Here is a 14,013-nt window from a genome sequence, read left to right as displayed (position 1 = left end):
CCGAGACGGCACCTTCTACCAACCCCGGACACCGAAGGACATCGAACTCGCCGCATAACCCCAGCAACACCAAACCACCCCAAACCCGACAGAGACGCCTTGACGAACGACATAGAGGCACCCCCCCCCCGCTGTTTTCGGGGTTCGGCCGGTCGGGGCGTGCCCCGGGGAGCCTTCCGGGGAGCGTTTCGCGCATGACGGTCCGATGTGACGCTCGGGGCGGCGGCCGGGGCCGCCCGAACGGCCCGAGCCGCCCGTACCGGCAGAACGGCCAGCAGGAAGGACGCGGATCGTGGTGACCGCCGGCTCGACCCAGGCCGAGTGGGATGTCTTCGTCAGCTACAGCCGCTCCGACGCGCGGCGCATCGACGGCGTGCTGCCGGCCTTGCGCGCCGCCGGGCTGCGGGTCTTCGTCGACGACACCGCCGTGGACGACTTCGCCTCCATCACAGCCACCATCAGGGAGGCGCTCGCACGCTGCAAGGTGCTGCTCGCGTTCTACTCCGTCGACTACCCCCGGCGGCGGGCCTGCCAGTGGGAGTTGACCTACGCCTATCTCACCGGGCAGCACGAGGGCGACCCGCTGCGCCGGACGCTGCTGGTCAACCCGGAGCGGTCGGCCGAGCACGTGCATCCCGTCGAGTTGCGGGACGCCCGACACTGGCCCTGGCCGCGCGACCGGGAGGGCGTCGAGCAACTGGCCGCGCGGGTCGCCGAGTACGCGCGGGGGATCGAGACGCCGATGGGCGACCTGGCCGGTACGCCGCCCGTCGCGTGGCTGCCGGCGCCGGCGCGCACCGGCTCCTCGCGGTTCACCGGCCGGCTCGCCGAGCAGTGGCGCGTGCACACGGCGCTGCACCGGCACCGCGCGCCGTTGGTCTCGGGGACCGGGGCGGGGCGGATCGCGCAGCTGCGGGGGATGCCGGGCATCGGCAAGAGCCTGCTGGCGCAGGAGTACGCGCTGCACTTCAGCTCGTCCTTTCCCGGCGGGGTGTTCTGGTTCGACGTGCACCAGCCGCAGGCGTCGGGCGCTGGGGCGGCGGGCGCGGACGCCTCGGGCGCGGAGGAGGTGGTGCGCGCCTACGCGGAGCAGCTGGCCACCGCGCTCTCCGCGCTGGGCGTGGTGCCGACCGACACCTCACCGGCCGGCCTGCTGAGCCACTTCGCGGTGGCGCTCGGCGAGCGGAACGCGCCCTGTCTGTGGGTGGTCGACGGGGGGCCGGACGGCCTGTCGCCCGAGCGACTCCATCTGCTGCGCGGGCCGCACCTGCTCTGCGCGACGCTGGTGACCACGCGGTCGCTGCGCTATGGCGCGTTCGCCGAGCCCATCGACCTGGCGCCGATCGAGGAGGCCGACGGCTACCGCCTGTTGACCTCGCGCCGGCCGCCGCGTGACGACCTGGACCGGGCGGCGGCGCTGGCCCTGGTGCGCGACGTGGACGGCCACCCGGCCACCCTGGAACTCCTCGCCGAGCTGGCCGAACGGGGCGACTTCGGGCGGCTCCGCAACCGGTTCCACGGCTCCGGCGGGGATGTCCTCACCTCCCGGCGGCCCCCGGGCGGCGGCGCGGAGTCGTTCCTGGCCCGGCCGCTCTCGGGCGAGCTGCTGACGGACGACGTGCTGCGGCTGCTCGCGCTGGCCAGCCCGGCGCCGCTGTCGCGGTCCACGCTGGAGAACGTGCTGGCCACGGCGGGGCCCTACGACCCCTGGGACCTGGACTCGCTGGTGGGCGGCGCGGTGGAGACCCTGGAGGGCACCGGCGCGGTGCGGCCGGTGCCGTCGGAGGAGTGGTCCTGGACGGTGCACCCGGTGCTGGCCCGCGCCGTGCGGCGGCACGACGGGGACACGGCGCGGCTGGAGGATCTGCGGCGGATACTGCTGCACCATCTGACGCCGGCGCTCACTCCGGCGCGCGCCCGCCCGCCAGCGCCCTCGGAGGCGACCGCGAACGGCGCGGTGCCGAACGGCGCCTCGGCCAACGGGACTTCGGCCAACGGGGCGAGCGCCAACGGCGCGGCGGCGAGCGGCGCGGTCCCGCCGAACGGCGCCACGCCGGCCGGAGCAGCGCCGGCCGCGCGGTGGGTGCGGCAGCCGACGACCACGGGCACCATCGAGCGGGCCGCCGCGTTCGACCTCCAGATCGAGCTGGTCACCCGCGTCGGCGTGCAGCGCCTCGGCCCCGAACAGGGCTCGCTGCGCGAGGCGTTGGACTCGCTCTACGCGCTCTTCGGCGTGACGCGCGACGTGCTGCACCGGATGTCCGGCGAGACGGTCGGGCCGCGCGTGCTGCCGGGCGTCGCGCTGCGGGTCGCCAACGAGCACCTGCGGCCGTTCCTCTCCACCTGGCACCCCGCACTCCAGGCGTGGGAGGCCACCCGCCCGCCGGGCACCGGCGCGGTCGAGCACGAGCAGCGGTGGGCGGACGCGCCCCGGATACGGGCCGAACTCGCCGAGCTGGCCGAGCCGTTGACGTCCGCCGCCAGGGAGCTGGCGGGGCTGTGCGGCATCGACCTGGTCGGCGACTGAACGCCCGGGCCGGGGCGGCCGGGCGCGGAGCGGGGGCGACGGTGGTCGACGGAGGCCAACGGGACGCGCGACGCGCGTGGTTGACGGAGCGTCTGACCCGGCAGCGTGAGCGTTGCCGAACCAACGGCCGCGCCCTCGACGCTGCTGGACGACGATGTCCTCGCCGGGGCGCGGGAGTTGACGGCGCTGCTCGACGACGGGCCCGAAGACGCGCGGGCGCGGCTGGTCCTCGGGTGGGTCCACTGGCACCGCTGGGAGCCGCTGCCCGAGGACCGGCGCCGGTCCGAACTCTCCGCACTCTCCGCACTCGACGCGGCGATCGCGGCGTTGCCCCCGGCGGGGCCCGCGACCCGGGCCGCCGTGGAGGAACGCCTGCCGGGCCGCGCCTTCGCGCACTTCGCCTGCCACGCGTGGAGCGACCCGCGCGACCCCGCGCGCAGCCTGCTCCTCCTGGAGGACCACCCGGAGCGGCCTTCCAACTCGCCGGCTCTCCACAGGTCGTGGGCACGCTGTGGCCGATCGACGACCGGATCGCCGTCGAGATCGCCGACGCCTCCACGGGCGGCTGGCCGTGAAGGGCGCCGGTCAGGAACGCGCGTGGGACGCCGGCCGGGCCGCCGAGGCGCTCCACCACGCGGTGCGCGCCGGGCGCGCGAGCCGGCCCCGGTTCCCGTCGTGTGGGCCGCGCACGTGCACGCCGGCGCGTGACGCCTGCCGGCGGGGGACGTCTGCCGGCGCGTGCCCGGGCGCGCGGCGCCTCCGTGCGCCGCCTGCCCGCGCCGCGTTCCAGGTCGTGTCCGTGAAGTCTCGTCGGATCAGCCCGCGGCGTTGGACGCGGTGCGTCGCAAGGCGCCGGATCGCAGCTCATATCTGGCCGTGTTCGCGCGATGCGGTAACGCGGCGAGGTGCCGCGTATGGCGTCGCGGGCCCGGCGAGACTTCACGGACACGGCCTAACCTTGCGGGATGCGCATCGTCTCCCTGCTGCCCGCCGCGACCGACCTCGTCGCCGAACTCGGCCTCGCCGGGCGGCTGGTGGGCCGCACTCACGAGTGCGACTGGCCGCCCGACGAGGTGGCCGGCGTCCCCGTGGTGACCGGCGCCGACCTCGACCAGACCACGCTGACCAGCCGCGAGATCTCCGACGCGGTCGGCGGCTCCGCGCACTCCGGGTCCTCCCTCTACACCCTGGACACCGAGGCGCTGGCCGCGCTGCGCCCCGATGTGCTGCTCACCCAGGACTTGTGCCGGGTGTGCGCGGTCTCCTACGCGAGCGTCAGCCACACGGTGCGGCTGCTCGAAGCGGACGCCCGGGTGGTGAGCCTGGAGCCGCGCACCCTGGACGATGTGCTGGACACCCTGGTCACCGTCGGCGAACTGCTGGGCGTGCGGGAGCAGGGCGAGCGCCGCCGGCGCGCGCTGGGCGCGCGGCTGGATGCGGTGCGCACGGCCGTGGCGGGGCGCGCGCGCCCGCGCGTGGCGGCGCTGGAGTGGCTCGACCCGCTCTGGCCCGCCGGCCACTGGGTCCCCGAACAGATCGCCGCAGCCGGCGGACTGCCGCTGCTCGCCGAGCCCGGCGCGCACACCCGGCCCACGACCTGGGAGGCGGTGCGCGCCGCCGCGCCCGAGGCGCTGCTCGTCCTGCCGTGCGGCTTCCCGCCCGAACGTACCCTCCGCGAGGCGGAGTTGCTGTCCTCGCTGCCCGGCTGGGACGAACTGCCGGCGGTGCGCGCCGGCCGGGTCTGGGTCCTGGACGGCCCGGCCTACTTCAACCGACCCGGCCCCCGCGTGGTGCGCGGCGCCGAGGTGCTGGCCCAGCTCCTCCACGGGGTGCCGGCCGGCTCCCCCGCCACGGCGGCGGAGGCCCGCCCGTTCCCCAACCACCCCTGAACCGACCGCCGTTCACCCCCGACTCCCCCGTTCCCCGCGCACACCCCCCGCCGTTCGCGCCAGCCGTCGAGGAGAGCAGCCCCGTGCCAGCCGTGACCGAGAGCATCACCAAGAACCGGCAGCCCGCGCCCGTGCTGCGCGCCATGGTCGAGCGCGCCTACGGCCGCGAGCATGTCCCGCAGGGCGAGACGGGCTGGGCCGAGGAGCTGGGCCACGGCTGGTTCAACGTCGCCTACCGCATCCGGCTGCGCGACGGCCGGCCCGTCGTGCTCAAGATCGCCCCGCCGGCGGACGTCGAGGTGATGACCTACGAGCGGAACATGATGCGCACCGAGGTCGCCGCGCTCCGCCTGATCCGGGAGCGGACCGACGTGCCCGTTCCCGCCGTCCACGCCCACGACGACAGCCACGAACTGTGCGACGCCGACTACTTCTTCATGGAGCACGTGGACGCCGAGAACCTGGACGTGGTCAGGGAGCGGCTCGGCCCCGGCGCGTTCGAGGCGTACGACGAGCAGATCGGCGCCGCCAACCGCGCCATCAACGAGATCCGTGGCGAGCACTTCGGCCCGCTGCTCGGGCCGATACCCGGCCGCACCGGCTGGCGCGAGGTGTTCCTCGGGCACGTCGAGGACGTGCTGAACGACGGGGAACGCCGCGCCGTCGAACTCGGCCGGCCCTACCCGCTGATCCGCGAACTGCTCGCCGCCCACGCCGAGAGCCTCGACGAGGTCACCGAGCCGGTCCTCGTCGAGTGGGACCTGTGGCCGGGCAACGTGATGGTCGCCGACGGCCGGCTCGTCGGCATCATCGACCACGAACGCGCCCTGTGGGGCGACCCGTTGATGGAGGCCGGGTTCGTCGCCACCCAACTCGACGGGCTCGGCGACCGCACGGGCTTCCTCCGCGGCTACGGCCGGGGCCCGCTCACCCCGACCGAGGCGACCAGGCGGCGGCTGTACAACCTGCACCTGATGCTGGTGATGGTCGTCGAGACCGTCTACCGGGGCCACACCGACCCGTCCCAGTACGACTGGGCCCGTCACCAACTGGCCGAGGCCGTCGCCGCGTTCGACCGGCCGTGACCACCTCGGAGCCGGCCCCAGATCCGCGCCCCGAGCCGGCCGTACGCCTCCCGCACGCGCCGGGCGTAGGCGTGCAGGGCGTCGCGGACGTCAACCGACTCCGCCTCGCCGGGAGCGAGTTGGAGCACCAGCTGGTGGATCTGGAGCACGCCGGAGTTGGCGAGGCCGCCGGCCGTGGCGCTGGCGTTGCCGGTGTCCGTCGCCTCGGTGCCGTAGGCCCCGGTCAGCAGCGTGAACGCCAGCCCGGCGACGCCCACCGCGCCGCCGACGACGCTGGCCACCCAGCCGGCCCGTTCCAGATCCACCAGCAGCCAGGTCCCCACCGTGGCCGCCAGCAGCACTCCCGACCCGACCGCGACCACGGTCCTGCCCCATCCCGTCATGCCCCTCATTGTTCCCGGAACCGCCGGCCCGCGCGGGCCGCGCGGCAGACTGGGCCCGGAACGTTCCGACCAGGCGAAGGAGCACCCGCGTGACCCTGTCGCCCGGCATCGACATCGGCACCTCGGGGGCCAAGGGCGTGCTGGTGCGGCCCGGCGCGGAGGGCCTGTTGATGTTGCCGTACTTCGCTGGGGAACGGACCCCGATCTTCGACCCGGAGGCCCGGGGCCTGGTGCTGGGGCTGACGCTGCGCCACGGCCGTGGGCATCTGTACCGGGCGGCGCTGGAGGCGACGGCGTTCGGGGTGCGGCACAACCTGGAGGTGATGGCCGCCTCCGGCGGGGAGTTGCGGCGGCTGGTGGCGGTCGGTGGCGGCGCGCGGGAGCTGTGGACGCGGATCGTGTCGGATGTGACGGGTCGGGAGCAGGACGTTCCGCGTCACACGATCGGCGCGGCGTACGGGGACGCGTTCCTCGCCGCCGTGGGCACCGGGCTCGCGGCGGCCGGTGACCTGCCGGCGTGGAACCCGATCGAGCACACCGTGACCCCCGACCCGGCGGCCACCGCCGGCTATGACCGGCTCTACGCGCTCTACCGCGAGCTGTATCCGGCGACCCGCGAGGCCGCGCACGCGCTGGCGGCGGAGCGGCGGGCGGCCGAGGGGCGGGCGGCGGAGCGGCGGGCGGCCGAGGGGCGGGCCTCCCGTGACGGTGGACGGGGCCGTCAGTCGGGGCGTTCGGTGACGAGGCGCAGGACGACCAGCGCGGTGTCGTCCTCGGTGCCCTCGGGCGGGAGCAGGTCGCTGAGGAGCGCGTCGGCGAGGGGATCGGCGGGCTTGTCGCGGTGGCGGGCCACCGAGGCGGCGAGCCGGGTCAGGCCCCGGTCGATGTCCTCGTCGCGCCGTTCGACCAGTCCGTCGGTGTAGACGACGAGCACGTCGCCCGAGGCGAACGCGGTGTGCGCCTCCTTGGCGCGCGCCCGTTCGGGGAGCGAGCCCAGGGGCGGGTTGGTGGCCCGGTCCAGGAACTCGACGTGCCCGTCGCGGTGCGCCAGCACCGGCGGCAGGTGGCCGGCGCTGCTGTAGATGAGTCGCTGGGCCGACCAGTCGACATGGATCTTGACGGCGGTGGTGACCTCGGCGCCGGGCACGGAGCGGGAGTAGAGGTCGAGGATGTTGAGCGCGGCGGCCGGCGGGGTGGAGGCCCTGGCCAGGGCGCTCAACGCGCTGCGCAGCTGGCCCATGACGCCGGCGGCCTCCAGGCCGTGGCCGACGACGTCGCCGACGACGACGGAGGAGTGGTTCTCGTCGATGTCGGTCAGGTCGTACCAGTCGCCGCAGATGTTCATGGTGGCGCTGGCGGGGCGGTAGCGGACCGCCGCGTCGCGCGGGGCGACCAGGTCGGGCGGCGGCAGCATCGCCTTCTGGAGGGCCATGGCGACCTGGCGTTCCCGGTGGTGCGCCTCGCGCAGCCGCTCGTTGGCATACTGCAACTCGTCGGCGCGGGCCAGCAGGTCGGACTCCAGGCGGCTGGCCCGGTCCACGCGCTCCGGGTCGCGGCCCTGGCGGCGCGCCATGACGATCTCGGTGACCTCCTCGACCCGGTTGAGCACCATCCGCACGCCGCCCTCGGGGCCGAGCACCGGGGTGTTGACGATGCTGAAGTACCGTTCCTCCCAGTGTCCGGAGTGCTCGGGGGTCTCGACGTCGTACCGCTGGGCGGCCATGACGTCCCGTTCCCTGGTGGCGAGGACCCACTCCATGGACTGCCGCACGTTGCGCGCGCCGGTGGCCGCTGCCTGGTCGGGGTTGCCGGGGAACGCCTCGTCGACATAGCGGCCGACGACCTGGTCGCGGACGCGGCCGGCCAGTTCCAGGTAGGCCTCGTTGACGTCGAGGTACCGCAGGTCGGGGGCGAGCAGGGCGACGGCGGCGGGCGAGGCGCGGAACGCCGCGCGGTAGTCGATCTCCGGCTCCGTCATTCCTGCCCACCCGAGTAGCTCGCTGCCTGGAAGCGCCACAGTAGGGGGCCGAGCCGCGCCGCTTCCCCGCGTGGACCTCGGTGGCACGGCAGGTCACACGGACGGCCCCGCGCCCGCCGGGGCCGGCGCCGGGGCGGCCGCCGTCGGGTCAGCCCCGGAAGACACGGCGCCCCTCGCCGCCGAAGCACCAGGCGAGCAGCGGGCGCAGGCTGGGGTGGGTCTCCTCCTCGCCGAGGGCGATCGCGGCGGTGAAGAAGACGCGGGTGTCGCGGAACTCGTGCCGCATGGAGCGGACCAGGTTGCCCAGGCCCAGCTGCCGGGTGAGCCACTCGCTGGCCGCGTCGCTGTCGTCGGTGCGCACCCCGTCGAGCAGGCCGCTGCCCTCGATCAGGTCGAGCTTGCTGACCGCGACGGCCAGCCGGGACCGGCCCAGCGGGGCACCCATGTGCCGCACGGCCTGGACCGCCTGTTGGAACACCAGGTCGGGCGGCACCCGGGAGGCGAGCGAGCGGTCGATGCCGGCGCGCGCGGCGGGGCTCAGCCCGTCCCAGAACGCCGGCACGCTCAGCGGGTCGAGCACGAAGACGAAGGTCCTGGCCGCCGCCGCGTAGCGGAGGGCGTCGGTGTCCTCCCGGTTGGTGAACCGTTCCCCCGCCGTGTCGAAGAGGTGCACCAGCCGCCGGACGCGGCCGGCGCCCAGCAGCACCGAGTAGGCGCGGGGCAGGGCGCGCGGGGTGGCCCTGGGGTGGCTGGCGCTGGTCAGCACGTAGCGCAGCGCCGCGTACTCCTCCTCGGTGGTGCCGTCGGCCGGGGTGACGCGGGTGCCGCCGGTCTCCAGCGTCATCAGCAGGGCGGCCATCAGCTGCGTCTTGCCGGCGGCGGTGCCGCCGATCAGCGGCACCACCAACTCCGGGTAGTGCCCGGTCTCCTGGCTCATCCGGCTGTCGCAGTGGACGCAGACCGCCTGGAGCCGGTAGCCGCCGGTCATGATCAACGTGGGCAGGCGCCGCCCGCACAGGCAGCGCCGCCGCAGGATGCCGTACCGGCCGGGGCGGATGTCGTTGTGCCGGCGGCCGCAGCCCTCCTCGGGGCAGTAGTAGGAGGGGTAGGGGACGCGTTCGTAGCAGTGCGGGCAGAGCATCCCGTTGTGCAGTTCGCGGACGCGCAGCACGCCCCGGTCGGTGGCGCGCAGCACATGGGCCGCGACCCGGCTCAGGCCCTGGAGCAGCAGCGAGCCCAGCGCGTAGAGCAGGGCGAGGAGCGCCACCACGGCGGTGGCGAGCACGGCGCCGAGCAGGACGCCGGTGATCAGCAGCACCCCGACGGGCACGGAGACCAGCCGCGAAGTGGCCGGGTGCTCCAGCCAGTTGGTGCTGGTCGCGCGCAGCGTGTCGCTCACGGACCTGGGCAGCTCGCGGGCGGCGCGCGAGCAGCTGACGGTGAGGTCCCGCATCGCGGGGCCGTGGAAGTACTGGCGGAACGCCTCCTCGTCCGGCCCCTGCTTCCCCGCGCGGTCCCGGCGCAACTCCTCCGTCAGCAGCGCGAGATAGCGGCCCACCAGCTCGGCGTCCAGCAGCAGCGCGCGGCCGGCGACGACCAGGGGGCCGACCAGGACCACGCCGGTGATCAGCAGGGAGACATAGAGCACGGCCCCGACGACATAGAACACCGGTCACTCCCCGCCCCTGCGCCACGGCATCCGGCGTCCGAGCCGGCCCATCCGGCCGCGCCGCTTCTCCCCGGCGAGTTCCCGGAGGCGGGCGGCGTAGCCGGGCGCGTGGGGCTGGACGCGCTCGGCCAGGCGCTCCACGTCCTCGGCCCGCCAGCCGGCGGCGAGCGCGTCCAGCGCCTCGCGGGCGAGCAGCCAGCCTCGCTCGTTGAGGCCCTCGGCGGCGACGGCCAGGCCCTCGGCGTGCGCCGTCGCCAGGCGCTGCGGCTGCTTCGGCAACTCCTCGCGCAGCGCCCGCAGATAGGCCACCCCGGTCTCGTGTCCCATCCGGCCCAGCAGCCGGGAGACGTCGGACGGCGTCGCGCGGCAGCGCGCGGCGGCCCGGGGCAGGCGGAGGCGCAGCAGGCGGTGCAGGGAGGCCCAGCGGGTGGGCCAGGGGTATGTGACGACGTCCACCAGGGTGCCGCTGTCGATCGGGTGCGGGTTGGCCAACCGCCCGGCCAGATCGATGAGTTTGGCGCGACACTGCCGGCCGTCCTCGGTGAGCAGGCCGGAATGGCGCCGGTCGCCGAGCAGTTGACACAGCGACAGGCACTCGTTGAGTTGGGCCTCGTCCTCGGGCCGCAGCCGCACGGCGGCGCTGAACCACTCCCGCGCGTCCTCGTCCAGCCGCAGCCCGGCGGGCAGGCGGCGCACCACGTCCAGCGCCTGCCGGTGGGTGAACTGGCCGTTGGGCCACAGCGTCCGCAGCAGGGCCCCGGGCAGCTCGCCGTCGCCGCGCACCTCCAGCACGCGGGGCAACAGGGCGGCGCGGTCGTCCGGTTGGCGTTCGGCGGTGGCGACCAGCTGCCCCTCCCACAGGGCGGGGTGGTCCACCAGGTCGGCCTCGGTCAGCAGCCCATCGGGCAGCGCGGCGAGCAGCTGCGCGTAGTGGCCGGGCGAGCGGGGCGGCGGGGTGGCCAGAGTGAGCACCAGCTGGCGGCGGAACTCCCGTCGGGTGTCGGCGAGTTGGCGCAGCTCGGCGTCGAGCGTCGGGTCGGCGGGGCGGGTGGTCAGGCCGCCCAGCAGCCCGTCGGCGATCCGCCGGCAGATCTCCGCCAGTTCGCGCCCCGGCAGCCGCAGTTCCGCCGCGCCGGCCCACAGCAGTAGCCGGGTGGCCGCCGCGTGGTCGGCGTCGGCCTCGGCCAGCAGGGACCGCACCCGCCCCAGCGCGTGCTCGGCGCGCTCGGCGTCGGTGAACGGGACGGGCCGCGCCAGCCCCGGCTCGCCCGCCATGTGGCGGCGCAACTCGCTGTCGAGGAGGTCGGTCTGGAGGTACTCGACGAGTTCCCGGTCGCCGCCGGCCGTGGCGGCCCGGACCAGGGCGCGCGACTGCTCGTCGGAGAACGGGCCCAACGGGTAGACGTGGCGGGCCGCTTCGGCCAGCGCCCGGCCGTCGAGGTGCTCGGCGGTGGCGAGCCAGGGGATGACGGCGGCCAGGTCGTCCCCGGTCAGCGGGATGCTGCCGGTGGCGGCGGCCGCGACCGCCGGGAGGTACCAGTCCTCGGCGGCCGTCTCGGTGCCGTCGGCGTACTCGGCGGCCCAGGACCAGAACGCGCCCGAGGCGGCCGGGCCGACCCGGTCCAGCAGCCGGGCCAGCGGGCTCGCCGCCGCGTCGGGCGGGGCGCCGCCGGCGAGGTCGAAGACGTCGAGGCCGTCCCGCGCGTCGGGGCCGGTCGGCGCGCCGACCTCGGGAACGGTGCCGACCAGCCGCAGCCGGCTGCGCTCCGGCCGGGTGACATAGGTGGCGAACGACAGGCCGCGCGCCACCGGCGGCGGCAGCAGATAGCTGACGGCGGCGAACCAGCGCGCGACATGCTCGCTGGTGGCGTCGACGACCAGCACCGTGCGGTCGGTCGCGAGCGCCCGCACCACGGCCGTCAACAGGCTTGGCAGCGCGCCGCCGTGCGGATGCGCGCGCACGAAGCGTTCGACGGCGGCCGGGCTCATGGGCCCGGCGGGCGGCGGCCCCGACAGGTGCGGCAGCCGGGTGCCGGCAGCCGGCGTGGTGGTCCACACCGGCGAGTCCCACAGCTCGATGGGCAGCCCGCGCCCGCCGTCGACGGCGAAGCCCGTGCCGGCGGAGCCCGAGCCGGCGGAGTCCGTGCTGGCCAGGGCGTGCGCGAAGTAGTTCCCGAACCGCTGGGAGGCGTCGCGACCCAGATAGCGCACGCAGGCGGTCAGGGTGACGGGGCCCGGCAGGTGGCACAGGTTGACCGGGCAGCGCGCCAGGTCCTCGGGCGCGTCGGCGTAGAGCATGGACGGCGGCGGCTCGTAGCCGGTGAGCGCCTCCACCTGGCGCATCGTCTCGGTGGAGACGTCCTCGCTGACGGCGTTGAACTGGTAGCCGGAGAAGCCGCTCAGGCCGTGCTCGCAGGAGGTGTAGTACAGCTGGGAGAACGCCATGCTCACCCCCGGCGCCGGGTGCGGGGCACCGCGCCGAACTCGCTCAGCAGCCACAGCAGCGGGTCGGTCACCCGGTACGGCTGGATGCCGGTGGCCGCGACCCGGCCGTCGGAGGTCGGCGTCCGGCCGAGCGCGGAGACCCCGAAGTACCGGTAGCGCGCGTGGTTGTTCTCCAGCATCTGGTCGAGCGTCACCCCGTCCCAGTGCCTGAGCAGCCCGCGCACCTCCTGGTGCACGTCGAGGCTGTCGGCGACGTCGAACCGGTCGCCCTGCGGCGGGTGGGCGCGCAGCGGGCTTCCCGGGTGGAGGTGGTGCGCCAGCGCGTCCATCTTGGCGAAGACCACCGCGATCGGGGTGGTGGCCTTGCCGCGCCGGCCGCCGTCGCGGGCCAGCAGCAGGTTGCTGACCCGGGCCAGCACGTTGGCCGGCGTGTCCACGTCGTCGGTGCGGGGCATCAGCGTGCCCGGCGCGGCGAGTTCGGCGGCGCCCCGCAGCTGGAGCGGGTCGAGGATCAGGATGATGCCGTCGGCGTTGGCCAGGTAGCGGGTGTTCAGCTCGACGCTCTCCCGCGAGTTGAAGTCCTCGCCGGCGGTGTCGAAGAACGACAGCACGGTGTGCTGCGCGGTGTCGCCCAACAGACGCCGCCGGGTCATCCCGAAGCGGAACACCAGCGGGTCGACCTGGTTGTTGACCTGCGCCCCGGCCGAGCGGGTGCCGATCAGCATCTGGCCCTCGTCGTACAGCTTGTCCTGGTACTCCTTGCCGAACCTGACCATGGTGGCGTCGTCCGCGCCCATCAGCGAGACGCGGAACCGCTCGCCGACCCGGTTCATCAGCTCGTGCAGCAGCACCGTCATGAACACGGTCTTGCCCGACTCGCGGGCGCCGACCATGGCGATCAGCCGGTTGTCGACCATGCCGAACTGGACGGGCAGCGTGGTGTGGCAGAGCGGGCAGATCCGGTAGTTGGTGACGCCGTCGCACCCGGGGCAGGTCGCCGAGGGCCGGCGCCCGTCGGCGGCGAACACCGGTCCGCCCTCCCGGTGTTGGCCCAGACGCTCCAGCAGCACCTCGTCCCGTTCGGCCGCGCACCGCTTCCTGGTGGGGCTGAGGCGGGTGGTGCAGCGGAAGAGGATCTCCCGGGCGGTGAGCGTCTCGTAGCAGTAGGGACAGGTCAGTCTCTTGGCCATGGCAGCCACTCACAGTCTGTGCCGCGCGGAGGGGCGCAGCACGATCGCGTCGGACTCGGAGGTGTCGCCCGTTGCGCCGGCCGGGCCGCCTTCGGTGACGGGTCGGGCGGGTCGGGCCGGAAAGCAGACCAGCCAGTTGTCGCCCCGGGATGGCGTGAACGGGAACTCGACGACCGTCGGTGCCCCCGGGTCGACCCGCTGGGGCGGGATCTCGTGCACCAGCCGGCCCTCGCCCGGGTTGCTCGGCCGGTAGCGGCTGGTGCCGTGCACCACGATCAGCGCGGGCAGATGGCAGGAGGCGTCGGCCCGGAACGCCAGCCGCGCCACCCGGCCCCTGAGGGTGCGGCGCAGCGAGGGTTCGTAGGAGACGACCGGCGGGCGGGCGGCGACCCGCAGCCTGGCCGGGCCGGCGAACGTCGCGCCGGCCTGGCCGGGGACCAGCGCCTCGACGGTCAGGGAGACCGCGCCATAGCCGGCGTCCAACTCGAAGCCGCCGTCGTGGTCGTAGGCGCGGCGGGAGCAGGTGGCCTCCCCCGAGCCGGGGCGGCCATGGGTGCCGCCGTCCTCCAGCCGCCACCGGACCAGCGCCGTCCGGCTGCCGGCCGGCCAGACCCACACGACGAGCAGATGGTCGTCACGGCGGATGGCCGCCAGCTCGGTGACGGGTGCCGGAACGAGGTCCTCGCCGGCGGGCGGGTCCTGGCCGTCGGGGCCGGGACCGGCGGATCTGGGGCCGGGGCCGGGCTCTTCGGGCGGGGGCTGGGCGGTGCCCGGGGGCGTGAACGGGGCCTGGGGCGCCGTTGGTTCACGCCGCGCGCCGCCGCCGGGCGGGAGCGCCGGCGCGGGC

The 14,013-nt window shown here is 75.2% G+C and carries 9 protein-coding genes and 2 pseudogenes; 5 read left to right on the top strand and 6 right to left on the bottom strand.

The window, feature by feature from the left end:
* Positions 1-292: 292 nt before the first annotated feature.
* The 4 genes from EBN88_RS23145 (at position 293) to EBN88_RS23135 (ending at position 5,501) form a co-directional block, all read left to right on the top strand.
* Complete coding sequence (locus EBN88_RS23145) at positions 293-2,527, top strand: toll/interleukin-1 receptor domain-containing protein (protein WP_233580868.1); 2,235 nt, start codon at positions 293-295, stop codon at positions 2,525-2,527.
* Between the two features lie 410 nt (positions 2,528-2,937).
* Entirely contained in the window at positions 2,938-3,102 is a 165-nt protein-coding gene (locus tag EBN88_RS30765) for a hypothetical protein (RefSeq protein WP_158621499.1), read from the top strand.
* Between the two features lie 390 nt (positions 3,103-3,492).
* Positions 3,493-4,416, top strand: coding sequence for a cobalamin-binding protein (locus EBN88_RS23140; protein WP_122399008.1), 924 nt, complete (start codon positions 3,493-3,495; stop codon positions 4,414-4,416).
* Positions 4,417-4,499: 83 nt separating this feature from the next.
* Entirely contained in the window at positions 4,500-5,501 is a 1,002-nt protein-coding gene (locus tag EBN88_RS23135) for a phosphotransferase family protein (RefSeq protein WP_233580867.1), read from the top strand.
* Here the strand turns inward: EBN88_RS23135 and EBN88_RS23130 are convergent.
* Positions 5,459-5,884 (bottom strand): hypothetical protein, encoded by a 426-nt coding sequence (locus EBN88_RS23130; protein ID WP_122399007.1) that lies wholly within the window; start codon positions 5,882-5,884, stop codon positions 5,459-5,461. The genes EBN88_RS23135 and EBN88_RS23130 overlap by 43 nt on opposite strands.
* Positions 5,885-5,973: 89 nt before the next feature.
* On the opposite strand from EBN88_RS23130, the pseudogene EBN88_RS32765 reads away from it, so the two are divergent.
* Positions 5,974-6,357 (top strand): annotated as a pseudogene (locus EBN88_RS32765) (FGGY-family carbohydrate kinase); the annotation flags it as partial.
* Positions 6,358-6,605: 248 nt separating this feature from the next.
* On the opposite strand, the gene EBN88_RS23120 reads toward EBN88_RS32765, so the two are convergent.
* The 5 genes and pseudogenes from EBN88_RS23120 to EBN88_RS30760 form a co-directional block, all read right to left on the bottom strand.
* Positions 6,606-7,862 (bottom strand): PP2C family protein-serine/threonine phosphatase, encoded by a 1,257-nt coding sequence (locus EBN88_RS23120; protein ID WP_122399006.1) that lies wholly within the window; start codon positions 7,860-7,862, stop codon positions 6,606-6,608.
* Between the two features lie 148 nt (positions 7,863-8,010).
* Entirely contained in the window at positions 8,011-9,531 is a 1,521-nt protein-coding gene (locus EBN88_RS23115; protein ID WP_199742453.1) for a TRAFAC clade GTPase domain-containing protein, read from the bottom strand.
* 3 nt (positions 9,532-9,534) lie between these two features.
* Entirely contained in the window at positions 9,535-11,976 is a 2,442-nt protein-coding gene (locus EBN88_RS23110) for a GTPase-associated protein 1-related protein (RefSeq protein ID WP_122399005.1), read from the bottom strand.
* A 2-nt stretch (positions 11,977-11,978) separates the two neighbouring features.
* Positions 11,979-13,166, bottom strand: a complete 1,188-nt coding sequence (locus EBN88_RS23105) for a TRAFAC clade GTPase domain-containing protein (protein ID WP_122399004.1) — start codon at positions 13,164-13,166, stop codon at positions 11,979-11,981.
* Positions 13,167-13,175: 9 nt separating this feature from the next.
* Positions 13,176-14,013, bottom strand: a pseudogene (locus EBN88_RS30760) (hypothetical protein); the annotation flags it as partial.

Source organism: Streptomyces triticirhizae, assembly GCF_003696235.1.
GTDB classification, from domain to species: Bacteria; Actinomycetota; Actinomycetes; order Streptomycetales; family Streptomycetaceae; genus Streptomyces; species Streptomyces triticirhizae.
This window is presented reverse-complemented; position numbering and strand designations above follow the sequence as displayed.

Excerpts from the sequence above, each read along its gene's own strand:
- EBN88_RS23130 (WP_122399007.1), bottom strand. The coding sequence starts at position 5,884 with ATGACGGGATGGGGCAGGACCGTGGTCGCGGTCGGGTCGGGAGTGCTG.
- EBN88_RS23110 (WP_122399005.1), bottom strand. The coding sequence starts at position 11,976 with ATGGCGTTCTCCCAGCTGTACTACACCTCCTGCGAGCACGGCCTGAGC.
- EBN88_RS23140 (WP_122399008.1), top strand. The coding sequence starts at position 3,493 with ATGCGCATCGTCTCCCTGCTGCCCGCCGCGACCGACCTCGTCGCCGAA.
- EBN88_RS23105 (WP_122399004.1), bottom strand. The coding sequence starts at position 13,166 with ATGGCCAAGAGACTGACCTGTCCCTACTGCTACGAGACGCTCACCGCC.
- EBN88_RS23120 (WP_122399006.1), bottom strand. The coding sequence starts at position 7,862 with ATGACGGAGCCGGAGATCGACTACCGCGCGGCGTTCCGCGCCTCGCCC.